General features: G+C 71.7%; 16 protein-coding genes. 13 read left to right on the top strand and 3 right to left on the bottom strand.

Annotated features, from left to right (window positions below):
• Positions 1 to 70: 70 nt before the first annotated feature.
• The 6 genes from ACXR2U_RS03865 (at position 71) to ACXR2U_RS03840 (ending at position 7,130) form a co-directional block, all read left to right on the top strand.
• Complete coding sequence (locus ACXR2U_RS03865; RefSeq protein WP_458823607.1) at positions 71 to 304, top strand: DUF3618 domain-containing protein; 234 nt, start codon at positions 71 to 73, stop codon at positions 302 to 304.
• A gap of 17 nt (positions 305 to 321) precedes the next feature.
• Positions 322 to 1,164, top strand: a complete 843-nt coding sequence (gene purU, locus ACXR2U_RS03860) for a formyltetrahydrofolate deformylase (protein ID WP_458823606.1) — start codon at positions 322 to 324, stop codon at positions 1,162 to 1,164.
• Positions 1,165 to 1,315: 151 nt separating this feature from the next.
• On the top strand, positions 1,316 to 2,953 hold the full coding sequence (gene efeU / locus ACXR2U_RS03855; protein ID WP_458823605.1) for an iron uptake transporter permease EfeU: 1,638 nt from the start codon (positions 1,316 to 1,318) through the stop codon (positions 2,951 to 2,953).
• 50 nt (positions 2,954 to 3,003) lie between these two features.
• Positions 3,004 to 4,188 (top strand): iron uptake system protein EfeO, encoded by a 1,185-nt coding sequence (efeO, locus tag ACXR2U_RS03850; protein WP_458823604.1) that lies wholly within the window; start codon positions 3,004 to 3,006, stop codon positions 4,186 to 4,188.
• A 1-nt stretch (position 4,189) separates the two neighbouring features.
• Positions 4,190 to 5,485 (top strand): iron uptake transporter deferrochelatase/peroxidase subunit, encoded by a 1,296-nt coding sequence (efeB, locus tag ACXR2U_RS03845; RefSeq protein WP_458823603.1) that lies wholly within the window; start codon positions 4,190 to 4,192, stop codon positions 5,483 to 5,485.
• Between the two features lie 136 nt (positions 5,486 to 5,621).
• The gene (locus ACXR2U_RS03840; protein WP_458823602.1) at positions 5,622 to 7,130 is read left to right on the top strand and encodes a S1C family serine protease; all 1,509 of its coding nucleotides are present in this window, start codon (positions 5,622 to 5,624) and stop codon (positions 7,128 to 7,130) included.
• A 4-nt stretch (positions 7,131 to 7,134) separates the two neighbouring features.
• Here the strand turns inward: ACXR2U_RS03840 and ACXR2U_RS03835 are convergent, their stop codons facing one another.
• The gene (locus tag ACXR2U_RS03835) at positions 7,135 to 8,073 is read right to left on the bottom strand and encodes a hydroxymethylglutaryl-CoA lyase (RefSeq protein WP_458823601.1); all 939 of its coding nucleotides are present in this window, start codon (positions 8,071 to 8,073) and stop codon (positions 7,135 to 7,137) included.
• Between the two features lie 22 nt (positions 8,074 to 8,095).
• Here ACXR2U_RS03835 and ACXR2U_RS03830 point away from each other — a divergent pair, with 22 nt between their 5' ends.
• From ACXR2U_RS03830 to ACXR2U_RS03820, 3 genes are all read left to right on the top strand, one after another.
• The gene (locus tag ACXR2U_RS03830) at positions 8,096 to 8,962 is read left to right on the top strand and encodes an SMP-30/gluconolactonase/LRE family protein (protein WP_458823600.1); all 867 of its coding nucleotides are present in this window, start codon (positions 8,096 to 8,098) and stop codon (positions 8,960 to 8,962) included.
• Between the two features lie 59 nt (positions 8,963 to 9,021).
• Positions 9,022 to 10,728: a glycoside hydrolase family 13 protein gene (locus ACXR2U_RS03825; RefSeq protein ID WP_458823599.1), complete on the top strand. Its 1,707-nt coding sequence runs from the start codon at positions 9,022 to 9,024 to the stop codon at positions 10,726 to 10,728.
• 66 nt (positions 10,729 to 10,794) lie between these two features.
• On the top strand, positions 10,795 to 11,061 hold the full coding sequence (locus ACXR2U_RS03820) for a hypothetical protein (protein WP_458823598.1): 267 nt from the start codon (positions 10,795 to 10,797) through the stop codon (positions 11,059 to 11,061).
• On the opposite strand, the gene ACXR2U_RS03815 is transcribed toward ACXR2U_RS03820, so the two are convergent.
• Complete coding sequence (locus ACXR2U_RS03815) at positions 11,039 to 11,605, bottom strand: TetR/AcrR family transcriptional regulator (RefSeq protein WP_458823597.1); 567 nt, start codon at positions 11,603 to 11,605, stop codon at positions 11,039 to 11,041. The genes ACXR2U_RS03820 and ACXR2U_RS03815 overlap by 23 nt on opposite strands.
• 74 nt (positions 11,606 to 11,679) lie before the next feature.
• Between ACXR2U_RS03815 and ACXR2U_RS03810 the strand changes: the two genes are divergently transcribed.
• Both ACXR2U_RS03810 and ACXR2U_RS03805 read left to right on the top strand, forming a co-directional pair.
• Positions 11,680 to 12,381: an SDR family NAD(P)-dependent oxidoreductase gene (locus tag ACXR2U_RS03810; RefSeq protein WP_458823596.1), complete on the top strand. Its 702-nt coding sequence runs from the start codon at positions 11,680 to 11,682 to the stop codon at positions 12,379 to 12,381.
• A gap of 217 nt (positions 12,382 to 12,598) precedes the next feature.
• Positions 12,599 to 14,497, top strand: a complete 1,899-nt coding sequence (locus ACXR2U_RS03805) for a potassium transporter Kup (RefSeq protein ID WP_458823670.1) — start codon at positions 12,599 to 12,601, stop codon at positions 14,495 to 14,497.
• 3 nt (positions 14,498 to 14,500) lie between these two features.
• Here the strand turns inward: ACXR2U_RS03805 and ACXR2U_RS03800 are convergent, their stop codons facing one another.
• Positions 14,501 to 15,640 carry a Dyp-type peroxidase gene (locus tag ACXR2U_RS03800; protein ID WP_458823595.1) on the bottom strand — a complete coding sequence of 380 codons (1,140 nt, stop codon included), beginning with the start codon at positions 15,638 to 15,640 and terminating at the stop codon, positions 14,501 to 14,503.
• An 817-nt stretch (positions 15,641 to 16,457) separates the two neighbouring features.
• Here ACXR2U_RS03800 and ACXR2U_RS03795 point away from each other — a divergent pair.
• Together ACXR2U_RS03795 and ACXR2U_RS03790 are read left to right on the top strand one after the other, a co-directional pair.
• Positions 16,458 to 21,869, top strand: a complete 5,412-nt coding sequence (locus ACXR2U_RS03795; RefSeq protein WP_458823594.1) for a LamG-like jellyroll fold domain-containing protein — start codon at positions 16,458 to 16,460, stop codon at positions 21,867 to 21,869.
• 67 nt (positions 21,870 to 21,936) lie between these two features.
• Entirely contained in the window at positions 21,937 to 26,676 is a 4,740-nt protein-coding gene (locus ACXR2U_RS03790) for an RHS repeat-associated core domain-containing protein (RefSeq protein ID WP_458823593.1), read from the top strand.
• Positions 26,677 to 26,790: the final 114 nt, after the last annotated feature.

Genomic DNA, 26,790 nt, shown 5'->3' with positions numbered 1-26,790 from the left:
GTGACGGTAACCTGCTGTGAACGCGCCGGGACCCCGGTGTGTCCGCCCCGCCGCCACCCAGGAGCCTTGCGTGAGTCGTTCGCCCGACGAGGTCCAGGCGGAGATCGAGCGGACCCGGCACCAGCTCGCGAACACCCTCGACCAGCTCGCGACCCGCACCAGCCCGAAGCGGCTCGCGGACGACGCGAAGAACACCGTGCTCGAGACGCTCAAGACGCCCGCCGGCAAGGCCGTGGTCGGAGCGGTCGGCGCGGGCGTGGCCCTGTTGGTGGCGCTGCGCATCCGCCGCCACTTCAGCAACTAGTCCGCCGGGTCCCGAGGTTGCCCACCGCCGTCCTGCTGCTGTCCGCGCCGGACCGGCCGGGGCTGGTCCACGCCGCCGCGTCGTTCGTCCTCGACCACGGTGGCAACGTCGTCGCGGCCGAGCAGCACGTCGACGCCGACAGCGGCCTGTTCTTCCAGCGCATCGAGTTCGACACCGGCGGCCTCGGCCGTGACGTCGCCGCGGCGTTCGCGCCGGTCGCCGAGCGCTTCGGCTTCACCGCCGACGTCCGGTACCGCGACGACCGCCTCAAGCTCGCCCTGATGGCCAGCCGCGAGCCGCACGTGCTGTCCGACCAGCTCATGCGGTTCCGGGCCGGGGAACTGCCCGCCGACGTCGTGACCGTGATCTCGAACCACGCCGACCACGCCGATCTCGCCGCGTTCTGCGGGGTGCCGTACCACCACCTGCCGGTGACGGCCGAGACCAAGCCGAGCCAGGAACGCGAGGTGTTGGCGGTGCTGGAGGCCGCGGGCGCCGACCTGGTGGTGATGGCCCGCTACATGCAGATCCTCACGCCGACGCTGCTCGACCCCTTCGCCGGCCGGATCATCAACATCCACCACTCGTTCCTGCCGGCCTTCGCCGGCGCCCGGCCCTACCACCAGGCGCACCGCCGCGGCGTCAAGCTCATCGGCGCGACGGCCCACTACGCCACCGTCGATCTCGACGAGGGCCCGATCATCGCCCAGGACGTCACCCCGGTCTCGCACCGCGACTCCGTGACGGACCTGGTGCGTCACGGCCGCGACCTGGAGACGGTCGTGCTCGCCCGGGCGGTCCGCGCCCACCTCGAGCACCGGACCCTGGTGCACGGCGCCAAGACCATCGTCTTCGCCTGACCGCGCCCGAACGGGGCGTTCCGGCTGAGGGTTCACCGGCAGGACGAGCGTCACTCCGGACCGTCCAGGGCTTGACCGGACCCGTTCTGCGCTTAGGCTAACCTCGCCACGGTAAGGCTCACCTAACCCGCGACGGACGAGAGGACGGCTCGTGCTGCCCACCTTCGTCATCGGCCTCCGCGAAGGCCTCGAGGCGTCGTTGATCGTCGGCATCGTGCTGGCGTTCCTCAAGCGCAACGGCCGCGGTGACCTCATGCGGTGGGCGCTGCTCGGCGTCGGCATCGCGATCGCGCTGTGCACGTCCGGCGGGATCGCCCTGTACCTGGTCTCCGAGGACCTGCCGCAGAAGCAGCAGGAGGGTCTGGAGACGGTCGTCGGCGTCATCGCCGTCGCGATGGTGACCTACATGGTCGTCTGGATGAAGCGGCACTCCCGCGACCTGAAGAAGCAGCTCGAGGGCGTCGCCGGTGCGGCGCTCGCCCAGGGCTCGGCGTGGGCGCTGGTCGCGATGGCGTTCCTCGCCGTGCTGCGTGAGGGCTTCGAGACCGCCGTCTTCCTGGTCGCGGCCTTCAACGGCGCGTCCAACCGGGGCTCGGCGAGCGGCGGGGCGCTGCTCGGCATCGGGCTCGCCGTCGCGCTCGGCTACGGCATCTACCGCGGTGGCGTCCGGATCAACCTCTCGAAGTTCTTCCGGGTGACCGGCTTCGTGCTCGTGCTGGTCGCGGCCGGTCTGGTGCAGACCGCGTTCCGCACCGCCCACGAGGCCGGCTGGATCAACATCGGCCAGCAGGCGACCGTCGACCTCTCGGCCGTCATCGACCCCGGATCGGTGCAGAGTGCACTGATCACCGGGATGCTCGGCATCCAGCCGCAGCCCACGCTCATCGAGTTCGTCGCCTGGCTGCTCTACCTGGTCCCGCTCGGTCTCTACGTCGCCTGGCCGCAGGGCAAGGGTCTTGCTCGCCGCACGATCGCCGGACTGGTCGCGGCCGCCGCCGTGGTCACCGGCGTCGTGGCCGGCGCCATCGCGCTCGCGGCTCCGGCGCTCCCGGCGTCCGCCCTCGCGCTCACCGCGCCGGTCACCGCCACCAGCGGTCCGGTCGGCGACCTCACCGTCACCGTCGAGGACGGCCGGGTGCGGCTGCCGGCGGTCGACCCCGTGACCGGCGCCGTCGGTGCCGAGACCACGCTGCCCACCACGATCGGCGCCTCGCAGTCGGTCGACGGTGTCCGGGTCTCGACCTACACCGCCTCGCTGCCCGCCACCACGGAGACCGGTCAGCTGACCTTCGACCAGATCGCCGCGCTCAACGGCGGCCGGCTCCCGCTGGGCGTGCGCGGCGCGACCGCTCCCGCGTCCGGCACGGTCGCGACCACGACGACCGAACGCGTCGACGTCGCGGTGCAGGTGGCCGAGGCGTCCCGGCGCATCGTGGACGTCAGCTGGACCGCTGACGTCCGGGTCGTCGTGCAGGGGGCGACCGGCGAGGTCGTCGTCGCTCCGAGCCCCGCGCCGAGCGCGAACCTCTCCGACACCGCCGCCCGCGACGCCCTCGCCGCGGCCCGCACCGCGGACGCCGCCGTCGCCGACCGCGACAGCGAGCGCTCCGCCGCCACGCTGCTCGCCGTGGTCGCGGTGGCGCTGGCGGTCGTCGCGATCGCGGTGTTCGCCGCCGACCTCCGTCGTCGCCGGCGTACTCCACCACCCGCGGACGCCGCCGTCACCGACCGCCCCGCCGCGTCGCCCCCGGCCGAGGCCGGCGTGCGCGCCGAGACCCTGACCTCCTGAGACCCCGATCCACGTCCCGCTGTTCCACGTTCCGAAGGGCAACCGAGTCCATGCCGTCCAGCCGCGCCACCCGCGTGGTCGTCGCCGTCGCGACGTCCCTGTTCGCCGTCAGTGGCCTCGCCGCCTGCTCGTCCGGGGGTGACTCCGGGAGTTCCGGCGCGAAGTCGACCTCCAGCACCTCCGACACGGTGAAGATCACCCTGTCGCAGAGCGGGTGCAAGGCCGAGTCCGACAGCTACGACGCCGGCGCGCTGACCTTCACGGTCGAGAACACCGACGCCACCGGGTCCACCGAGCTCGAGCTGCGCCTCGGTGAGCGGATCATCGGCGAGAAGGAGAACCTCCCGCCGGGGTTCAGCGGCAGTTTCTCGCTGCAGATGCAGCCCGGCGACTACACGCTGTACTGCCCCGGCACCGACAAGCCCGAGAACCCGCTGACCATCAGCGGTACGGCCCAGACCTCGGCCGGCACCGACACCGCGGCGCTGCTGCAGCAGGGTTCTGCGGACTACGGCCAGTACATCGAGCTGCAGGCGGGCCTGCTGGTCGAGAACACCCAGCCGCTGGTCGACGCCATCGAGGCGGGCAACCTCGCCGACGCCCAGGCCGCGTACGCCAAGGCCCGCGCCTACTACGAGCGCATCGAGCCGGTGGCCGAGTCGTTCACCAGCGGCAACCAGAACCTCGATGCCGACATCGACGCCCGTGAGGGTGACGTCCCGGCCGACCAGTTCCGTGGCTTCCACCGCATCGAGAAGGGTCTGTGGCAGGCGAAGTCGACGGCCGGTCTCGTGCCGGTCGCGACCGAGCTGCAGACGAACGTCACCAAGCTCGACGGACTGGTCAAGGGCCTGACCTACCAGCCCGCCGAGATCGCCAACGGCGCGGTGAGCCTGCTCGACGAGGTCGCGCAGAACAAGGTCACGGGCGAGGAAGAGCGCTACTCGCGCATCGACCTGCTCGACTTCGCGTCGAACGTCGAGGGTGCCCAGCAGGCGTTCGCGAACCTGCAGCCCGGCCTGACCAAGATCGACCCGGCGATCGTCTCGACGATCACCTCGGAGTTCGACGCCTGCCTGGCCGCGCTCGACAAGTACAAGGACACCGCGAACCCCTCGGGTTTCGTGAACTACAACGAGCTGACCCCGGCCGACGTCACCGCGCTCTCGCAGGCCGTCCAGGCGCTGCAGGAGCCGCTCTCGCAAATCGCGGGCAAGGTCGTCACCGCGAGCTGACATGAGCGACGACGACACGGTTGCGCAGAGCAACGATCCCGGCAAGCGCAGTGGCACCAGCCGCCGTCGCTTCCTCGGGTGGTCCGTCGGCGGGGCCGGAGCGGTGGCCGCCGGCGCCGCGGGATTCGGCGTCGCCAAGGCGACGGACGCCGGCGCCTCGCCGACGTCCCCGTCGCCGCAGCACGTCGCGTTCTACGGCGAGCACCAAGCGGGCATCGCGACGCCCGCCCAGGACCGGTTGGCGTTCGCGGCGTACGACGTCCGCACCGCCGACCCGATGGCGCTGCAGGTCCTGCTCGCCAAGTGGGCGGCCGCGGCGTCACGCCTGACCCAGGGCGAGCCGATCGGCTCGATCGAGACCGCGCCGCAGAATCCTCCGATCGACACGGGGGAAGCTCTCGGGGTCGGCCCGTCGAACCTCACCGTGACCGTGGGCTTCGGGCCGTCGTTGTTCGACGACCGGTTCGGGTTGCAGGACCGTCGGCCGGAGGCGTTGGTCGACCTGCCGTCGTTCGCCGGTGACGCCCTGGACCCGGTGCGCTCGGGCGGCGACCTGTGCGTGCAGGCCTGCTCGGACGACCCGCAGGTGGCCTTCCACGTCATCCGCAACTTCAGCCGCATGGGTCGTGGTGTGGTCACGATGCGCTGGTCGCAGTTGGGGTTCGGCCGGACGTCGACGACCTCGTCGGCGCAGTCGACCCCGCGGAACCTCATGGGGTTCAAGGACGGCACCAACAACATCAAGTCCGAGGACACCGACACGATGTCGGGCCACGTCTGGGTCGGCGACGACACCGACCAGCCGTGGATGACCGGCGGCTCGTACCTCGTCGCGCGCCGCATCCGGATGTTCATCGAGAGCTGGGACGCCGACTTCCTCGCCGACCAGGAGGCGGTGTTCGGTCGCTCGAAGGTCAGTGGCGCGCCGCTGACCGGGACGCAGGAGTTCGACGCCGTCGACCTCACCGCGGCGAAGGGTGGCCAGCCGGTCATCGCCCCCGACGCCCACATCCGGTTGGCCGCCCCCGAGACCAACAACGGCGCGAAGCTGCTGCGGCGCGGCTACTCGTACACCGACGGCAACGACCCGCAGACCGGGGCGCTCGACGCCGGCCTGTTCTTCATCGCGTTCCAGAACGACCCGCGCACCGGGTTCATCCCGGTGCAGACGCGACTGGGCCAGCACGACGCGCTCAACGAGTACATCCGCCACGTCGGCAGTGGCATCTGGGCCGTCCCGCCGGGGCTGTCCGCGCCGGGCGACTGGTACGGCAAGTCGTTGTTCAAGGTGTCCTGACCCTGGTTGTTCGGGTTGTGTTCGAGGCGGTCGTTCACAGGATCCGCCTGGTCATCGCTCAGGGTTCATCTCGCCGCCAGCGGTTCTCTCGTTCCTGCCGGGCCTTCCCGCCCGCTGGACACGAGGAGACACCACCATGGACCGGGACGCCCCGCAGGACCCGCAGCAGTCCCTCCAGCCCGACGACGGCTCCCGACCGAGCACCCCGGCTCCGCCGGACGGCCACACCTCGCCGGTGCCGCCGTCGTCCGCCGGGTGGTCGGCTCCCGCACCCGGGTCCCGCCCGGCGATCGGGTCGATCTGGACGCCGCCACCGGCCGCGCCGTACGACTGGTCGCAGCAGGGCCACCCGGCGGGGAGCGCCTACCCGCCGCCGCCCGCCTACCCGCCGCCCACCTGGACGGCTCCGACCCAGGCCGTTCCCGCCGCCGTCGCGCCGAAGCGGCGCACCGGCCGCGTGCTGGTCGCCGGTGCCGCCGCCCTGGCCCTCATCGGCGCCGGTGTCGGCATCGGCGCCGCGGTCGACCCGGGCACGAGCACGCCGTCGGCCGCAGGTGCCACCGCCGCCCCGAACTCCGACACCCGTCCCGACCGCCAGTTCCCGGGCTTCGGCTCCGGTGTCACGCCGGGCGAGGGTGGGGACGGCACGAACGGGTCCGACGGTGTCCCCGGGGGTACGGACGGAACGGGTTCCGACGGTGGCAGCACCGGCACGTCGAACAGCGTGAAGTCCGACGCGACCGATGCCCAGAGCCGGGGCGTCGTGGTCATCGACACCGTGCTCGGCTACCAGAACGCGCAGGCGGCCGGGACCGGGATGATCATCGGCTCCGACGGCACGGTGCTGACCAACAACCACGTCGTCGAGGGCTCGACCTCGATCCGGGTCACCGTGATCAGCACCGGGCGGACCTACAACGCCACCGTCGTCGGGACCGACGCGAGCGACGACGTCGCGGTCATCAAGCTGACCGGCGCCTCGGGCCTCGCGACCGTCACGACCGACACGACCTCGAACATCGCCGCGGGCACCTCGGTCGTCGCGGTCGGCAACGCCGGCGGGACCGGATCGCTCACCGCGGCCACGGGCACGGTCACCGCGACCGGGCAGTCGATCACCGCGACCGACGAGGACGGCGCCAACGCCGAGCAGTTGCAGGGTCTGCTGCAGACGAACGCCGCGATCGAGGCGGGCGACTCCGGCGGCCCCCTCTACGACGCGCAGGGTGAGGTCGTCGGCATCAACACCGCCGCCGCGACCACCAGCAGTGGAGCGACGGCCGCGGGCTACGCCATCCCGATCGGCGACGCGCTCACCATCGCCCAGCAGATCGTCTCCGGCACGGCGTCGGACACCGTCACCATCGGGTTGCCCGCGTTCCTCGGTGTCTCGCTCGCCCAGCAGCAGACGGGCGACGGCGCCACCGTCGCGGGCGTCGTCGACGGCCTGCCCGCCGCCGGCGCCGGTCTGGTCGCGGGGGACACCATCACCGCGATCGACGGCACGCGCATCGGATCCGCCGACGACCTGTCGGCCGCGATGGCGAAGCTCGCGCCCGGCGACTCGGTGTCGCTGACCTGGACGACCGCCGCCGGTCAGTCGCAGTCCGCGACGGTCACCCTCGTCGAGGGCCCCGCCGCCTGATCGATCAGGTGCGGGGTTGCGGGACGCTGCGGCCGCCGGCGCGGTAGAGCGAGCCCGGCAGCCCGTGACCGACGCCCTTCTCGGTGGCCGCGGCGGCGTCGAGGACGGCGTCGAGGTCGATGCCGGTGGCGACGCCGGACTCCTCGAGCATGTAGACCAGCTCCTCGGTCGCGATGTTGCCGCTGGCGCCCGGGGCGAACGGGCAGCCGCCGAGGCCGCCGACGCTGGCGTCGAGGCTGGTCACGCCCGCCTGGACGGCGGCGAGGGCGTTGGCGATGCCGGTGCCGCGGGTGTCGTGGAAGTGCACGCCGATGTCTGTACCGGCCCGGTCGCGGTCGGCGAGCATCTCGCGGGCGTCCTCGACCAAGTCGACGACCCGGCGGGGGGTGGTGGTGCCGATGGTGTCGCCGAGAGCAAGCGCGTCGGCGCCGCGTCCGACGGCTTCGGCCAGCACCCGCACGGTGTCGGCGGACGGGGTGCGGCCCGCGAACGGGCAGTCCCACGCCGTCGCGACGATGACCTCGAGCGCGCCGCCCGCGGCGTGGGCGAGGTCGGCGATCTCGCCGATGAGGGCGATGGAGTCGTCGGTGCTGCGGCCGACGTTGGCCAGGCTGTGCTCGTTCGAGGCCGACACCACGTACTCCAGGTTCACCAGCCCGGCGGCGATGGAGCGCTTGGCGCCGTTCACGCTCGCGACCAGCGAACTCCAGTGGATGTCCGGGAAGCGCTGGACGAACTCGGCGACCTGCTCGGCGTCGGCCATGCTCGGCACGGCGCGCGGTGAGACGAAGCTGGTGGCCTCGATGCGCCGGGCGCCGGTCCGGGTCAGCGCCTCCAGCATGGCGGCCTTGTCGCTCCACGCCATCGGCGCCTCGATCTGCAGGCCGTCGCGCGGGCCGACCTCACGGATGTCCACGGCGACCGGCAGCACGAGTGACGTCACGCCGTCATCGTAGGGTTCTCCCATGCCCCAGGCCGAGGTGTTCGCTGCCGGGATCACCCACCACGGCGAGGGCGCGGTGTGGTGGCCCGGCACCACCGCGTGGCCGACCGGTCACCTGCGCCTCGTCGACGGTTACGAGGGTGAGCTGGTCGACCTGTTCCCGGACGGCACCCGCCACCGGACCCAGGTCGGTCGGTTCGCCGCCTGCGTCCGGCCGCGGGTCGGCGGGGGAGCGGTGGTCGGGACCGAGCGTGGCTTCGCGCTGCTCGACGCGACCGGAACGTTGCACCCAGCAACAGAGCTGCTGCCCGACGACATCCGCATGAACGACGGCGGCTGTGACCCCGCGGGCAACTTCTGGTGCGGCTCGATGGCGTGGGACGGCCGCGAGGGCGCCGGAACCCTCTATCGCCTCGACGATTCCGGCGACGTCACGGTGCAGCTGCAGGACGCCTCGGTCGCCAACGGCCTCGACTGGGCACCCAACGGCACGACCGTGTTCTGGAACGACACCCCGACCCAGACGGTCTGGCAGTTCGACTACGCGTGGGACGTCGGCCTGGTCAACCGTCGGCCGTTCGTCCACATCGACCCCGACGACGGCGGTCCCGACGGCCTCACGGTCGACCGCACCGGTGCGGTGTGGGTCGCGATGTGGGGCGGAGGCGCGGTCCGGCGGTACGACGTCGACGGCCGTCTGGACACCGTGGTGGACGTCGGTGCCCGGCAGGTGAGCTCCTGCACGATCGGCGGCACCGACCTCGACCGCCTGTACGTCACGACGTCGCGCGAGAACCTCGACGACGGTGACGACCCCCTCGCGGGTTCGGTGTTCACCCTCGACCTCGGCGAGTCGTTGGGGAGCCCCGCCCGTCCGTACGGCGGCTGACCGCCCGCGTGGCTACGTCGCGCTGACCCACCGCTGACACCGTCACTACAGTGACGGCGGTGACCTCCGGCAACGTTTCCGCCGCCCTCGGCCCCGTCGTCCACCCCGTCACGCCCGCCGGACAGTGGTGGCGCGACGCCGTCATCTACCAGATCTACCCGCGGTCCTGGGCCGACGCGGACGGCGACGGCATCGGCGACCTGCCGGGCATCACGGCGCGGCTGCCTCACCTACGTGACCTCGGCGTCGACGCGGTCTGGCTCTCGCCGTTCTACGTCTCCCCGCAGAACGACGCCGGCTACGACGTCGCCGACTACCGCGACGTCGACCCGCGCTTCGGCACCCTCGCCGACGCCGACGCGATGCTCGCGCGCGCCCACGAACTCGGCTTGCGGGTGCTGGTCGACCTGGTGCCCAACCACTCGTCGTCCGAGCACCCGTGGTTCCGCGCGGCGCTCGCCGCCGGGCCGGGAAGCCCCGAGCGTGCGCGGTACGTCTTCCGTGACGGCCGCGGCCCGGACGGGGACGAACCGCCGAACAACTGGGTGTCGGTGTTCGGCGGGCCGGGCTGGTCGCGCGTGCCCGACGGCCAGTGGTACCTGCACATCTTCGACGTCACCCAGCCGGACCTCGACTGGACCAACCCCGAGGTGCGGGCGGAGTTCGAGTCGATCATCCGGTTCTGGCTCGACCGCGGTGTCGACGGCTTCCGCATCGACGTCGCCCACGGCCTGGTGAAGAAGGACGGCCTGCCCGACGGCCCGACCCGGCAGGACCACACCGGCGAACCGACCGGCAACCAGCCGATGTGGGACCAGCCGGGCGTCCACGAGATCTACCGCTCGTGGCGCCGGATCACCGACTCCTACGCGGTTCCGGGCGAGGACGCCGACCGCATCCTGTGCGCCGAGGCGTGGGTGCAGCCGGCCGACGCGATGGCCCGCTACATCCGACCCGACGAGCTGCACCAGTCGTTCAACTTCGACTTTCTCATGACCTCGTGGATCGCGCCCGAGTTCCGGTCTGGCATCACCGCGTCGCTCGAGGTGGCCGACGAGGTCGGGGCGCCGCAGACGTGGGTCATGAGCAACCACGACGTCGTCCGGCACGCCTCCCGGTTCGGCTTCCCGCCGAAGCCGGGGTTGCACGGCATGAAGGGGATCGGCGCGGACGACCCGCAGCCCGACGCCGTCCTCGGCCTCGCCCGTGCCCGCGCGATCACCACGGCGATGCTCGCCCTGCCCGGCTCGGCCTACGTCTACCAGGGCGAGGAACTCGGCCTGCCCGACGTCACCGACCTGCCCGACGACGTGCGTCAGGACCCGACCTGGATCCGTTCGGGGCGTACCGAACGCGGCCGTGACGGCTGCCGGGTCCCGATCCCGTGGGAGGGCGACGCGCCGTCGTTCGGCTTCGGGCCTTCGGAGAACTCGTGGCTGCCCCAGCCCGCCCGCTACGGCGGTCTCGCGGTCGACCGGCAGACCGGTGTCCCCGGCTCGACGCTGGAGCTCTACCGGGCGCTGTTGCGCGAACGCCGCGACCGCGGGCTCGGGCGTGGCGCGTTGCAGTGGGTCGACGGCTACCCGGACGACGTGCTCGCGTTCGCGATCACCCCGGAAGACAGCGCCCGACAGGTCGTGGTCGTGGTCAACATGGGCACCACCCCGGTCGGCCTGCCCGCGGGTCGTGAGGTCCTGCTCGCGAGCGGCCCTCTCGACGGCGACCAGATCCCGCCCGACGTGGCCGTCTGGACCGTCGCGAGCTGACCCTCGGGTCGCCGCGGGGCGGAGGTGCGTCACCTGCTGTTCACCCGGCTTGCGCAGGCTGAGGTCATGAGCGCCGAAGGTTGGTACCGCGACCCGTTCTCGACCCACGAGGACCGCTGGTTCTCGGCCGGCCTCCCGACCGCGCTGGTGCGCGACGGCGAGGTGGAGGGTCAGGACGCGCCGCCGGAGCCGACGTGGGCGGGCGAGCTGGAGCGACCGGCCGGCGACGAGGACCCTGCGGCCGGGACCGGGCTGCACCACGACGACGAGCGGGACTTCGAGGCGGGCCGCGCCACCGACGTCCAGAGCATCACGGGTCGCGACGCGGAGTAGCCGGCGTGCCGGCGGCCTGGGCGATCCACGCGCGCGCGACGCGGGTGAGGTCGTCGTCGGAGGCGTCCTCGAAGGCCTGCAGGTGCAGGAAGTGACGGGCGAGCGTGAGGCCGAGCAGGCTGCTGACCGTGAGGGCGGCGCGGAGCTCGGCGTCCTCGCCGCCGAGGCCCCGGGCGAGGTTCGTGACCCGGTCGTCGAGGTACTCGCGCATCGAGGCCGTCGCCTCGGGGACGGTCAGCATCGAGCGGACGAGGGCGGTCATCTCCGGCGGCAGGCCCGCCAGGCGTTTGTCGACGACCGCCTGCAGGTGCGTCTCGACGTCGTCGGCATCGGCGTCGTCCCACTGGATCGCGCTGGTGAACAGTGCGGCCTTCGAGCCGTGGTGCTGCATGACCAGTGAGGGGTCGACGCCGGCTCGGGCGGCGACGGCGCGCACGGTCGTCGCCTCGTAGCCGTGGCGGCCGAACTCCTCCCGGGCCGCGGCCAGGATGCGGCGCGCGGTCTCGGCGCGTCGCGCGGCGCGGGTGCCCTCGGACGACGTCACGCAACTCACTCTACCGGTGTTGAGCGAAGGGGCTACGGTCGACTCAACGGCTGATGAGCGAACGGGAGGGTGACATGACGGAACCGGAGGGCCGGACGGCGCTGGTCGTGGGGGCGTCGCGGGGGATCGGACTGGGGCTGGTCGAGCGCTTCCTGGACGACGGCTGGCGGGTGGTCGCCACCACCCGCACCCACCCGGGTGAGTTGCCGGCGCTCGCGGCGCGGTCGGAGGGACGGCTGGAGCTCGAGACCGTCGACATCGACGAACCCGACCAGGTGGGTGCCCTGCACGACCGCCTCGCCGGCCGGAGCTTCGACCTCGTGTTCGTCAACGCCGGCGTCACCCACGAGCGCTCGGAGACCGTGGCCGACGTCGCGACCGACACCTTCGAGCGGTTGATGGTGACGAACGCCCTGAGCCCGATGCGCTTCGTCGAACGCTTCCAGGACCTGGTGCCCCCGACCGGCACGATCGGGGTGATGTCGTCGGGGCAGGGGAGCATCACGAACAACACCCGCGTCACCGGCTGGGAGCTCTACCGCGCCAGCAAGTCGGCGCTGAACCAGCTCATGCGCAGCTTCGCCGCCCGCCACCCCGACGACCCGCGCACCCTGCTGCTCATGGCGCCGGGCTGGGTGCGGACGGAGATGGGCGGTGCGGACGCCGGCCTGTCGGTGGAGGAGAGCAGCCGCGGCGTGGTGAGCACCATCGAGGCCAACGCGGGGCACGGCGGGCTGCAGTTCCTCGACCACCGGGGCGCCACCGTCCCCTGGTGAGTGCCGCCTCCGGTACTCCGCGGGCCGGGAGGGCACACTGGGACCCGTGAGTTCCGAGGTGTCGGACCAGACGCCCATCGCCGAGCCGTCCGACCTCGCGTCGTCCGGCCCGGCCGGCCCACCCTCGACCGGGACTCCGACACCGTCCGACCCCGCCTCCGCGGGCGACCCGGCCGAGGCCGGCGGGCGTCCGCACCCCGCGGTCAAGCACACCGGCATGGTCGGGCTCGCGGTCGGCGCCCTCGGGGTGGTCTTCGGCGACATCGGCACCAGCCCGCTCTACGCGCTCAAGACCGTGTTCTCGATCGACGACGGCGCGGTGCGGGCCACGCCCGACGACGTCTACGGCGTGATCTCGCTGGTCTTCTGGTCCATCACCATCGTGGTGTCGATCAAGTACGTCGCCTTCATCCTGCGCGCCGACAACGACGGCGAGGGCGGGATCATGGCGTTGGCGGCTCTCGTCCGCCGCGGCGAGAACGTCGACCCCCAGACCGGACGGGTCAAACGCAGCCGGGCGAAGCTCGTCGGCATCTCGATGTTTCTCGGCGTGCTCGGTGCTTCCCTGTTCTACGGCGACAGCATCATCACGCCGGCCATCTCCGTGTTGTCAGCCGTCGAGGGCATCGAGGTCACGGCACCGGACCTCGCCGACGTCGTGCTGCCGATCGGCATCGCCGTGCTCGTGGTGCTGTTCGTGGTGCAACGGTTCGGCACCCACCAGGTCGGGCGGTTGTTCGGCCCGGTGATGATCGTCTGGTTCGTGGCCCTCGCGGTAACGGGCATCCCGCACATCGTCGACGGCCCCGGCATCCTGCGCGGCCTGTCGCCGACCTACGCCCTGCTCTTCGTCACCGACCACCTCTACATCGCGTTCATCGCGATGGGTGCGGTGGTCCTGGTCATCACCGGCGCCGAGGCCCTCTACGCCGACATGGGTCACTTCGGCCGACCGCCGATCCGGCGGGCCTGGTTCTTCCTCGTGTTCCCGGCGCTGACCCTCAACTACCTCGGGCAGGGGGCGCTCATCCTTGACGACCCGTCCGCGGTGTCGAACCCGTTCTACCTGATGCTGCCGAGTTGGGCGCAGATCCCGATGGTGGTGCTGGCGACCCTCGCCACGCTCATCGCGAGCCAGGCCGTCATCTCGGGCGCGTTCTCGGTCTCCCGCCAGGCGGTGCGGCTCGGGTTCCTGCCGCTCATCACGGTCAAGCACACCTCCGAACGCGAGATGGGCCAGATCTACGTCCCGGTCGTCAACTGGTTGCTCTTCGGCGGCGTCACGATCCTCATCGTCGCCTTCCAGTCGTCGGACAAGCTCGCGACGGCCTACGGCCTCGCCGTGACCGGCACGCTGATCCTCACCACGACGCTGTTCCTCGTCGTGGCCGCGACCCAGTGGGGCTGGAAGGTCTGGCAGCTGACGATCCTCGCGGTGGTCTTCGGCGGGCTCGAGCTCACGTTCTTCGCGGCCAACCTCACCAAGGTGGTGCACGGCGGTTGGCTGCCGCTGGTGGTCGCGATCATCGTGGTCACGGTCATGACGACGTGGCAGCGCGGACGTCGCATCATCACCAAGCGCCGCAAGGACCTCGAGGGCTCCCTGCAGGAGTTCGTCGACCACCTCAACCTCGAGCCGTGCAGCCGGGTCCCGGGGACGGCCGTGTTCCCGCACCCCACGAAAGAGACGACCCCGCTCGCCCTGCGCGAGAACTTCGACTTCAACCACGTCCTGCACGAGAAGGTCGTCATCGTCTCGGTCCTGCCCCAGAACGTGCCGCACGTGCCGGTCGAGGAACGGATCACCGTCGACAACCTCGACCACCTCGACGACGGCATCGTCCACGTCGCCATGCGCTTCGGCTTCCAGGACGACCAGGACATCCCCGCGATGCTGCGCCGGGCGAGCGGCACGGCGCCGGAACTCGACCTCGACGTCGACAACGCCTACTACTTCCTGTCGCGCATCTCCGTGCAGGAGGGTGACGACCACTCCATGCCCCGCTGGCGCAAGCGGTTGTTCGTGGGGCTCGCGCACAACGCGACCAACCCGGCCGAGTACTTCATGCTCCCCGACGACCGCACCGTGGTCATGGGCGCGCACGTCGACCTCTGACGGTCAGAGGAGGCCGGCGCCGAACCGACCACCGGCGGCGGGGAAGGCCCACACGCCGGTCGAGGTGTGGGTCGTGAACTCGTTGAGGCGGTCGGATCGCAGCATGCGTTGCAGGACCGGCGCGAACTGCGACCGTGGGTCCGCGACCCACGCCATGAACAACAGGCCCGTGTCGCGAGAGCCCGCCGCTGTCAGCCCGTCGTCGTAGTCGTAGCTGTTGCGGAACATCGTCGCGCCCGAGTTCGCAGCGGGCGCGGTGAGACGGACGTGGCTGTCTTCCGGGATCAGCAGCTGGCCGTTGGCGTCGACGGCGGTGAGGTCGACGTCGCTGGTGGGTGAGCCGCCCGACAGCGGCGCGCCGTCATCCTCCCGGCGGCCGATGACGATCTGCTGATCGGCGGTGGTCATCGCCGACCAGCGTGCGACGTCGACGCGGATGCGCCGGAAGCAGAGGAAGCTGCCGCCCCGCAGCCACTCCGGCGCGGTGTCGACCACAGTGACAGTGCGGTGGAACTCAGGTGAGCCGACGACGGGATTACCGGTGCCGTCGACGAATCCGAGAGGATTGCGCACGCGTGACTGGGCGTCACGAGGACCGACGTGTCCCGATCGCAACCAGCGCGGCCGCGCTGCCCCCTGCGATGCACCGAGGAACGTGTCCAGGGACTCGGACGCTGCGCCTTCAGAATCGGCGGTCACCCTCAGCAGCAGATCGCCGTGCGAGGTGCTGCGATCCAGACCCGTATCCGGAAGTGTGGTCAGCGCTGGGGGTTTCCGAGCTGCGAGGCCGAACCGTTCGTCGAAGACCGACTCCCCGAACCCGAGCTGCGCGGTGGCATCGACTCCGACCGAAACGGTCGTCCACCGCTCCAGCAGCGCCGCGAGTGCCGCCGGATCGGTCGTGACGACGTCCAACGCCGCGAGGCGCAGGAAGGGCCGCCTACCGGTGACCGGGTCGCTGCCGCCGTCGCCCGACGGCCGGTCGCCGGTGACCGTCTTCGAGTCCCCGGCCCGGGCGCCCGCCTCTGCCTCACGGTGGGGTGCGAGTCCCCAGCCGACTGCTCCGCCCACGACGCCGGCACCGAGGGCTGCAGCGCCAGCGAGCGCGGATCGACGGGTGACGGTTGGGAGGCCGTGAGGCATGGTCCGGACTTTCGGCTGTAGCGGCGGACAGGACGATCCCGCGAAATTACATCATGTGTTTCGCGCAATTCCGGCAAATGCCGTCCAGTCGCCCCGAAACCTCAGTCCCTGAAGCACTTTCCCTGCTGTGCAATCCATTGCCACCACTGATCCTTGTTCTTTCTCATTGCTCGTGCTTAAGTGCGGCACCGCGTTCGCCATGGACGCGGTCGGCTCAGATCGAGGAGTTCCCGTGCGAGCGGTGCGACGTGGTGCGCTGGCAACGGCTGCGCTGGTGGTGGCCTCGGCGAGTGTCGCGGGGCCGCTGCCGGCCGGCGCTTCGACCGTTGCGCCGGTCGCGCGATCATCCCGCTCCGACATCGCCCGTCCGGCAACGGGCCGGTCGGCGCCGACCCAGGCGCCGCCGTCCGCGGCACGATCGGGTTCCTCTAGTACGACCTCGACGTCCGGCCGTCATCGTCACCTGGACCGTCCGCTCACGGCACCGGCTGCCATCCCCAGCGCCGGATGCACGACTCCTCCGGCGGTGGGCAACGTGCGCGCCGTCGCCGGGGACGACCAGATCACCGTGTCCTGGGACGCTCCGACGACCGGGGCCAGCTCGATCACGGGCTACGTCGTACGTGAGGTGAGCGGGGCCGCGCCGGGACTCGCGCGTGCGACGGCCCGCAGCACGCGATCGGTCACGGTCACGGGAACTGCCGCTGGGAGCCCGACGGTCATGGGCGTGTCGGCAGTGAACTCCTGTGGTCGCGGGGTGGCGGCTCCCGCGCCTGCTGTCACGCCGACGGGCTCCACAGCGACGTACGCCGGCGCCGTGCTCGCCGATGGCCCGTCGGCGTACTTCCGGCTCGGAGAGCGTGACGGCGGGGTGGTGGCCGATTCCGGTGTGGCGGCGGCGGACGCCGCGTTGTCGGCCGATGCGGTCCTGGGGCGTCCGGGTGCGCTGTTGACCGATCCAGGCACGGGGGTCGCGACGCCGGGTTCGTACCAGTCGATCCTCGCGAGCCCCTCCACTCTGCCCACGGGCAACGCGGCTCGTACGGCCTCGGTGTGGGTCAACACCAGCACAGCGACCTCGTCGACTGCAGTGGTCGGTTGGGGCGACCCGGCGAACGGTGGGGAGGAGTTCGCGGTGGGCGTGCGGGCCGCCGGTATCACCCTCGACCAGGGGTACGGCCGGGTCACGGTGTTCCGGACCGACCACCCGGTGACCGACGGGCAGTGGCACCAGGTCGCGCTGAGCTACGACGGCACGACCGTCCGCGCGTACCTGGACGGCCGGGCGCAGGGGAGCGCGACACCGGACGGAGGGCTCGCCACGGTCGGTAGTCAACTGAGCCTGGGGGTCGATGCGCTTCAGTTCGGCTACTACGTCGGTGACCTGCAGGACCTGGCCGTCTTCCCCTCCGCTCTGTCGGCCGACCGCATCGCCGCCGAGTACGCCTTGTCGGGCTACGCGCGACCGCAACCGGTGGCCGTGGCTCACGCTGCAGCCGCGGGTCCCAACCGGGCCCAGATCACGTGGGGCGACAACTCCGACCCCGACCAGCCCACGAGCGCGTACATCCTCCGGGTCGTGTCGGGCCGGGACACCGGCCGAACCGTCTCGATAGCGGGGGACGCGACCGGCGCCGCCGTGGCCGGCCTTGCCGCGGGTGACGCATCGTTCAGCATCGTCGCGATCAACCAGGCGGGGACGGGCGCGGCAGCGGTGACGAACCACGTCGTTGTCGGCGGCTCCACGGCGACCTACGACGCAACCGTCCTGGCCGCCGGCCCGTCCGCTTTCTACCGCCTGGCCGATGCCGCGGGGACACCCATGACCGACTCGTCGGCGCACGCAGTCGACGGGACGTACGCCGTCGGCGCCCAGCAGGGGCAGGACGGCCCGCTCGCAGGTGACACCGGCACCTCGCCCGATCCGAGCGGACGCGGGATCGGCGTCGCCCCGACCGACGTGCCCCTGTACGACTCCGCTCGCACGGTGGAGGCCTGGTACCGGTCCGCTGCCGGCGCCGACGTGTCCCTGTATCCCGACGGCACGGTCGAGACGTTGGTGTCCTGGGGCGGTGGCGACGTCGACGCCGCCTTCGCAGTCGGCGTCGACAACACGAGCGTCGTCGTCGATGCGGGTGCCGACCGGGTGGGCTTCCCGACGTCGTCGACGCTGCACGATGGCGCCTGGCACCAGGTTGTGGTGACGTACGGCAGCGCCGCCGTGCGGGCGTACGCCGACGGGCGGCCTCTCGGCAGCGAGCGGTTCGACGGCCCACTCGACACCACGCCGGCACCCACTGACGGTGACGGTGGATTGTTCCTCGGTGCGCTCGCTCCCGGCATCTCGAGCGCGCTGGGTCCCGACTACGGAGCACTCGCGGATGTCTCGGTGCTGCCCACCGCCCTCACCGCGAGCGATGTCGCCACCCACTACGCGGCGTCGGGACTGAGCACGCCCGCTGCACCGAGCGGTGTGGGTGCGGTCGCCGGGGTCAACCGCGCCACGGTGTCCTGGACCCCGCCCGCAGCCGCTTCGCGTCCGATCGTCGAGTACCGCGTCACAGCGCTGGCGGGGACGAAGGTCGCCGCGAGTGAGAGCGTTGCCCCGGGCGCCGGGTCGGCCGTGCTGACCGGGTTGCCCGCGGCCGGGGGCTACACGTTCCGTGTCGAGGCCCGCAACGCGTCCGGTTGGGGCGTTCCCTCGACGTCGGCCGCCGTCACCGTGACGGGATCGTCGACCACGTACGCGTCGACCGTGCAGTCGGCACAGCCGGTCGCGTACTACCGCCTCGGCGACGCCGGCCGGACTCTGACCGACTCCTCGGGCGCTACCCACGACGGCAGTTACAACCCGTACGACAACGCGGTCCACGCCTCGGTCGGCGCACCGGTCGGGGACGTGGACGGCTCGGCCGCGGTCACGGGCCAGAACCCCTACGCCGGGGCCACCGCCGTGGCGGGTGTGCCGCTCCCGGCACAGAACGATCCGCGCACCGCGATGGTGTGGATCAACGACCCGTCCCTGGGTGATGCCCCCGCCACCGTGCTGAGCTGGGGATCGGACAGTCCTGGACAGCAGTTCTCGGTCGTGGCGACCCGCGCCTCGCTCGGCGTCTCGGTGGACGGGTCGACGCGATGGGCAGCGACCCCGTCGCTCGCCGACGGCGGCTGGCACCTGCTGGCGGTGACCTACGACGGCCTCACCTGGACGTCTTTCGTCGACGGCCGTCAGGTCGGATCGGGAGGTTTCGGCGACACGATCGCGACCGACCCGGACGGGCCGCTGACCCTCGGCGGATACGTAGACGGCTCCAACGGCCCCGTCGGAGCGCGTCTCGACGAACTCGCCGTGTTCGACCGCGCTCTCGGCGCGGGTGAGGTTGCAGGCATCTTCACCGCGTCCGGCTACGGGCGCCCGGCCGTGCCGACCGCCGTCACCGCCGCGGCCGGTACGAACACGGCCACCGTGTCGTGGACCGCACCGGCGAGTCCCGGCACGCTGCTCACGGACTACGTGGTCACTGCGGTGACCGGCGGACGTGCAGTCAACAGCACGGTCGTCAAGGGCGCGGCCAAGTCGGCAGTCGTCGGCGGGCTCGCCGGCGGGACGTCGTACTCGTTCACGGTGGCGGCGCGGAACGCGTACGGGGCGGGGCCGGCCGGAACGTCCTCTGCGGTCACGGTCACCGGAACGGCCGTGCCTTACAGCGCAGCCGTCCTCGTGGACAACCCGGTTGCGTACTTCCGTCTCGCGGACTCCGCTGGCACCACCGTCAGCGAGTCGGCAGGCCACCAGGTGACGGCGACGCAGATCCTCAACGGGAGCACCGGCGGGACGACGACGGGTCCGGTCCGCAACGACCCGAGCACGGGACTGGTGGTCTCGAACGAGGACGCCATCGCGCGCCCGGTCATCTCGCTGCCTCTCAACGACACCGCGCGCACCGTGGAGGCGTGGGTGCGACTGCCCTCCGGCAGCACGACGTCGGGCACCGTGGTCGGGTGGGGCCGGAGCGCGAACGGCACCGCCTTCGGCGTGACCGTCGCACCCGGCTCGGTCGGCGTGACGATCGGGGGCGCCACCCGCACGTTCACGACGCCGTTCCCGCTCGCCGACGGCCACTGGCACATGCTCGACGTGTCCTACGGTTCCGCGGGGGCAGCGGGGTGGGTCGACGCCGCGGCCCTCGGCACCGCGACGTTCAAGAAGGCGCTGCAGACCCAGTCCAGCGCACTCGGCCTGGGGTCCTCGGCTCTCGGTTACGACGGGCCTGGCCAGGGGTTCGGTCTGGCGCAGGTGTCCGTCTACGGCACCACCCTCACCTCCGCCCGCGTCGCGGCCCACTTCGCTGCGGCAGGCGCAGCCCGACCGCCGGCGCCAACGGCCGTGGCCGCCCAGCCTGGCGTGAACCGGGCGACGGTGACGTGGACCGCGCCGCCCACCGGCGGGGAGAAGATCAGTGCTTTCCAGGTGTCGTCGAGCGTCGCGGGTGGCGGAGGCCCCGCAGTGACGGTTGGCCCCACCGTGACCACCGTGGTCGTCGGCGGGCTGCAGGCGGGGGCGGTCAGCTTCCGGGTCCGTGCCCTGAACGCGTACGGCTGGGGCGACTGGTCCGCCCCCACCGCTGGAGCGGCGGTGTCCGGCACCACGACGACGTACGCGTCGGCCGTGCTGGCGATGGGGCCGACAGCCTATCTGCGATTGGGCGACTCGGCATCTGTCGCCGCGGACTCCGCGGGCCGGGCGTCCGCTGCGTCCTACGCTCCCGGCGCCGTGCTGGGCGCCCGGGGCGCGGTGGTCGGCGACCCGGACAAGGCCGTCACCTCCGGGGGCGACGCCGTGGCGAGCGTCCGTACCGCGCTGCCCACCGGCGACTCACCACGGACGGCCACCGTCTGGTTCAGAGCAGCGCAGCCGGACGAGACGCGGCACGCCGTACTCGCCTGGGGTTCCGCGGGCACCGCGCGCTCGGTGCAACTCGACGTCGATCCGACCGGCATCGGTGTCGAGATCGGCGGCGAGCAGTACTTCGCCCCTGCCGGCACGCCGGAGGACGGGGCGTGGCACCTGCTTGCGCTGTCCACGAGCGGGCGCACCTTCACGCTGTACCTCGACGGCTCGCCTGTGCGTAGTGCAACGTTCCTGAACCGCCTCGACACAGCCCCGTCGAACCTGCTCCAGGTCGGCGGCGACGTGAGCGGCGACAACGGTCCCTCGGGATCGACTCTCGACGAGGTGGCGGTGTTCCCCGCGGCCTTGTCTGGTGCAACGATCGCGCAGTTGTTCGCGGCGGGTGGTTACGCACCGGCTGGCGCTCCCGGAGCACCCGCGGCCACCGCGGGAACCAACCAGGCCACCATCACGTGGACCGCAGCGCCGTCCCCCGGGACCGACGTGGCGAGCTACCGGGTCGTCGCCTACGCCGGAAACAGCGTTGCCGGCGTCGTCTCCGTCCCCGGCACCGCGACCTCGGCCGTCCTCAGTGGACTTCCGGGCGGGACCGCGTACACGTTCGCGGTCACCGCCCGCAACGCCTACGGATCGGGTCCACAGGTCGTGTCGGCAGCCGTCACTCCGGGCGGGTCGGCGACGACCTACGCGTCATCGGTGGCCGCGCTCGGGCCGTCGGCTTACTACCGGCTCGGGGACGGCGGTGACCTCGTCGACTGGCTCGGCGGTCCCGACGGCCGCTACCTACCGTCAGCGGTCCGTCGGCAGAAGGGCGCTCTGACGTCCGACCCGGACAAGTCGGTGTCGATCTCCGGACAGGCCGCCGCCACGGCGTCGCCGGTGCTGCCGACGGGCGCCCAGGCCCGCGCGGTCGTCGTCTGGGTCCGGACGTCGAGCAGTGGGACGCAGTACCTCGCATCCTGGGGTGCGCAGGCTGCTCACCAGGAGTTCTCGGTGGTCGTCGACTCCGGCACTGTCCTGCTCGAGGTGAACGACCAGGAGCTGGCGTTCCCGACCTCGACCTCTCCGACCGACGGAACGTGGCACCAGGTCGCGGTGTCGACCGACGGGAGGCAGGCGTCGGCGTGGCTCGACGGGGCGTCGCTCGGCAGCCTGAACTTCTCCAGCCCGCTCGCCACCGCGGCCGGACCGATCGAGATCGGATCCGCGCTGTGGGGTTCGGGCGGTGTCGACGGCTCGATCGACGAGTTCGCCGTCTTCCCGCACACGCTCACGACCGCCCAGGTGCGGGCGCTCTTCACCACGGCGCATGCGTGAGCGCCCGTACCGGTGGACCGGACCACCGACGACACGACGTCGCAGCCGCACCGAGAGGGACTTTCCGATGACCGCCACCGCTCGTCACCGGGCGGTGCGCCGCCCGCGCCGCCCCTCCCGTTCCAGCGTGCTGTCGGTGGCCGGACTCGTCGCGTTGACGTGCGCCGGGTCGCTGGCCGGGTGGACACCCGCCGCGACGGCCGTGCCCGCCGCCGGCGTCAGCTACACCTACGACGCCGAGGGACGGCTGGCGACGGTGGCCGACGGCACGGGCCAGCTCGCCACGTACCGATACGACCGCGCCGGGAACGTGCTGTCCGTGACCCGGTCGGTCGCGCCCGCCCGGCCCGCGGCGACGGCGGCCGGCGCCCGGCCGGCCGGAACCGCTCCAGCGGTCAGTGCAGTCTCGCCCGCGCACGTCGGTGTCGGTGCGCAGATCACCATCTCCGGCAGGGGTTTCGACCCGACTCCGGCGGCGAACATCGTGCACGTCGGTGACCTGCTGGCGCCCGTCACCTCGGCGGCGTCGCACACCTTGGTCGTGACGGCTCCGCCAGGTGCCGGTGGGCAGGTCAGCGTCCGTACCGCGCACGGCACCGCGACTGGTCCCACGGTTGTCGTGAGCGGTGCCCCGACTGCCTCGGCGTACGCCGCGCCCGTTGCCGTGCTCCCCACTACGCCCGGCGCGCGTCAGGCGGCTCCCGGGGTCACCGCGTTGAGCGGCCGCGTCCTGGATTCCGCGGGCCGACCGCTGCCGGGCGTCGTCGTCACCGTCAGCACCGGCTGGTCCGCGGTGGGAACGCACGCAACCACCGACGACCACGGCTGGTTCCTCGCCACGAACCTCAGCGCCGGGTTGCGGCAGTTGACCGTCGACGGCACGGCCGTGCCCGGGGGGCCCGACTACGGCACGTACGTCGAGCCGGTGTCGCTCGCGTCAGGGGTCACCTCGGTCCTGCCCTGGACCACCTACCTCACGCCGATCGACCACGCGCACGATGTCGACCTCACCTCGCCGCTCGCCCGTGACGTCGTGGTCACCAACCCTGCCCTGCCCGGGCTCGAGCTGCGGCTCCCAGCCGGCGCGGTCGTCCGCGACGCCGCTGGCCGACCGGTGCGTCGGATCTCGCTGACGCCGCTGGACCCCGCTCGCACCCCAACCCCGCTACGTCCCGGGTCGATCGCGCCGTACTTCTCCCTGCAGCCCAGTGGTGCCACGATCTCCGGCGGCGGTGCGGAGCTGCGCTACCCGAACACGACGGGGAAGGCCGCTGGGCAGCGCGTGACCTACCTGATCCAGAGCGCCGACTGGTCGAGTGACACCGGGAGCGGCTACCGCCGGGGAACAGCCACGATCAGCCCGGATGGTCGCCAGGTCATCCCGGACCCCGACACCCGCCTGACGATCGTCATGCCGAACAGCTACGTCCTGGTCAACGCGCCCGGCAAGGGCCCTGCGGCGGGTAGCGGATGCCAGTGCGGCGACCCGGTCGACGTCGGTACGGGTCTGTTCGTCGACACACGGACCGATCTGATGGAGGACGGCGCGGGGGGAACGGAGGTGACGCGGGTGTACCGGCAGTCCGACAACGTCATCCGCAACTTCGGCATCGGCGGCAGCGACGCCTACAACCTCTACATCGCTTCGGACGTGACCAGTGGTTTCGACCTCGTCCTCCCTGACGGCGGCCGGGTGGTCTACCGCCCGACGGGTCAGAACTCGATCTTCGCGCCGATCAACACCCCCACCGCGTTCGCCGGCTCCTCGCTGGCCCAGAACGGTGCGGCGGGTTCGGTGATCACGTTGCGCGATGGCAGCACCCTCCGGTTCGGCGATCCTGACTACCTGACGGGCTTCTCCGACAGGTACGGCAACAGCACCACGATCAACCGGCACGACGAAGGACCGCAGAACACAGGCGACATCACGACGGTCACGACGTCCGCAGGCCACTGGCAGCGCTACACCTACGCGCCGTGCCGACAGACCGACCAGGCTCTGTGCGTCTCGGCCGTCACGGATGACGCCGGTCGCACCGTCCGTTACGCCTACGACAAGTACGCCCGTCTGCGTACGGTCACCGACGCCGCGGGTCGCGTCACGACCAACACCTGGGCGGCATGCACCTCCGACCTGACCTGCACCGAGCTGCTGTCGACCACCGACCCGATGGGGCATGTCACGTCTGTGACATACGGCTCGACCGGCACGGTCGCCACCCAGACGCAGGCCGACGGCGGCGTCTGGAAGTACAAGTACACGATGAAGAACGGCGCGATCAGCAGTGCGGTCGTCACCGATCCCGACGGTGTGCAGTCGACGATCACCATCAACAGCAAGGGATACAGCTCCGGGTCGGTCCTCGCACCTGGCACGGCCGGTTCCCAGACCACCGCCCGCACGTTCGCCCCGAACAGCAACCTGGTGGCCTCCGAGACCGACGCGCTCGGCAACGTCACGAGGTACGCCTACAACGCGAAGGGACTGACCACGTCAGTCATCCAGCTAGCGAGCTCGGCCCACCCGGTGACGACGACGCTCACCTACGACTCGTTCAGCCGGGTCACGAGCGTCACGGACGCCGCAGGGGCGGTGACCCGTGTGGTGTGGGACGACAAGCGCCGCACCGTGACCACCACCGACGCGACCGGGCGCACCCGGAAAGTGCGTCTGGACAGGGGAGGTCGACCGGTCTCGGCCGTCGACGCGCTGGGGAACACCTCCTACTACAGCTGGATCGGCGACGACCTGGTCGCGTACGCCGCGCCCGACGGTGGGGTCACGTCCTACTTCACCGACGCTGCGGGCAACCTGGTGGAGTCGACGGCGCCAGACGGCAGCACCCTCGACTACACCTACGACGCCGTCGGCAACCAACTCACGGCGGCCAGTGCGCTAGGCCCGGTGGCAACCATGACCTGGGACGCCGACGACCGGCTCGTCAGTCTCGCCGACGGTGCCGGGAACACCACGCGTTACGCGTACGACGCGATGGACGACATCACGTCGCGCACCGATCCGCTCGGACACACCGCGACGACGGTGTTCGACCGCGCCGGTCGCGTCACGGCGACCACCGATCGGGTAGGGAACCGCACCACGTACAGCTACAACGCCGTCGGTCGGGTGTCCCAGGTCAACTACGGCGTGACGGCCACGGCCGCTGCGCGGACCGTCGGTCTGAGCTACGACGCGCTCAACCGGCTGACCGGCATCGCGGACTCGGTGTCCGGCTCCTACTCCTACTCCTACGACGGGCTCGGCAACCGGACGGCGTCGACGTCGCCCACCGGCAACATCGCCTACAGCTACGACGCCGCGTCCCGGCCGTCCACGGTGAGTGTCGAAGGCGGAACCCCGATCGCGTACGCCTACGACCCTGCCGGCCGTCTCACCACGGTCACGCGTGGCGCCGCGACCGCGTCGTTGACGTACGACGCCGTCGGCCGGTTGGCCACGACGACCTCGCCGAACGGGATGGTCGCCACCGACACCTACGACGCGGCGTCGCGGGTGACCCGGCTCGCGTACCGGCTCGGCGGCTCCGACCTCGGCGACCTGCGCTACGGCTATGACGTCAACGGCCGCATTTCTGCCGAGGGTGGCACGATGTCGTCGGCGCAGCTGCCCCGCGCGGTCGGGGCGAGCACCTACGACGCGGGCAACGACCTGCTGACGTCGGACGGCACGGCCTACACCTACGACGCCAACGGCAGCCTGCTGACCGACGGGAGTTCGACGTACGGGTGGGACGCCCGCAATGACCTCACCTCCGTCATTGGAGCGGCCGGCACGCGGACGCTGAGCTACGACCCCGCGGGTCGGCTCACCGGCACCACGGCGAGCGGGGTGACGACGGCGAACCTCTACGCGCCGGACGGCAGCCTGTTGCGTCAGCTGACCGGCGGCGCGAGCACCGACTACCTCTCGCTCGGTGGTCGGCACACCGTCCAGGTCACCACGGCGGCCGGTGCCGAGTACCCGGTCCAGGACATCCGGCGGTCGACCGTAGCCGTCTTCAGTGGCACAGGCACGGCGTCGTCCGAGACCTCCGGGTTCGATCCGGCCGGACGTCGGACCACGACGGGCACCACCGCTGACGCGGAAGGTTTCGCCACCTCGACCACCGTCTCGGACGATGTCGACCAGCTGGGGGTCCGCGCCTACTCGCCGGACACCGGTCGGTTCCTCAGCCAGGACCCGCTCGGCTTCGCCGGCGGTTCGACGAACCTCACGCAGTACGCGGCTGGCGACCCCATCGATGTCGTGGATCCGTCGGGCCTGTTCGGGCTCCTGGGCGCAGCGATCGGTGCGGTAGCGGGTGGAGTCATCGGTGGTGGCTGGGCCGCCGGGAAGTACCTGTTCGACGTGGCCCGCGGAAAGAAGTCCTTCAACAAGAGGGACTTGCTCGGGAAGACCGTGGGCGGACTGGTATCCGGCGCCGTCACCGGGGCGTGCGACGGTTTCTCGGACGGGGTGGCGGCGGGCGCGTGCGCCGTCGCCGGTGGAGCGCTGGGTGCCGCGGCGGGTGATCTGACCGAAGGGGCCATCACCGGCGATCTTCCCAGCGGCAGTGAGCTCGGAGCGGACATGGTGTCAGGCGCGGTGTCGGGCGGGATCGGCATAGGCGTCGGCAAGCTCGTGCCGGATCCGTTCCCGATCAACTCGGGCCAGTTCCGACCTCGCAAGCTGAACAACGTCTACAACCCCGGGACGAATGCAAGAAGGATGTACGGGAACTCGGCGGCCGGCGCGGTGTCAGGACTGCCGGGAGACATCGCACTGTCCCCGACGCCCGCCTGCTGAACCTGGCACGGGTCGGACCGCGGCCCCTGTTCGGGTGGCCGGACCCTGATCCGGCGTTCACCTCGTCGCCCCCGGAAGTTCGCCCGCGACCGGTGTCGGCGATCTGACCCGTTC

It is taken from the genome of Jatrophihabitans sp. YIM 134969, assembly GCF_054456675.1.
The sequence above is the reverse complement of the archived record's forward strand: the minus strand, read 5'-3'. Positions and strand labels throughout refer to the sequence as shown.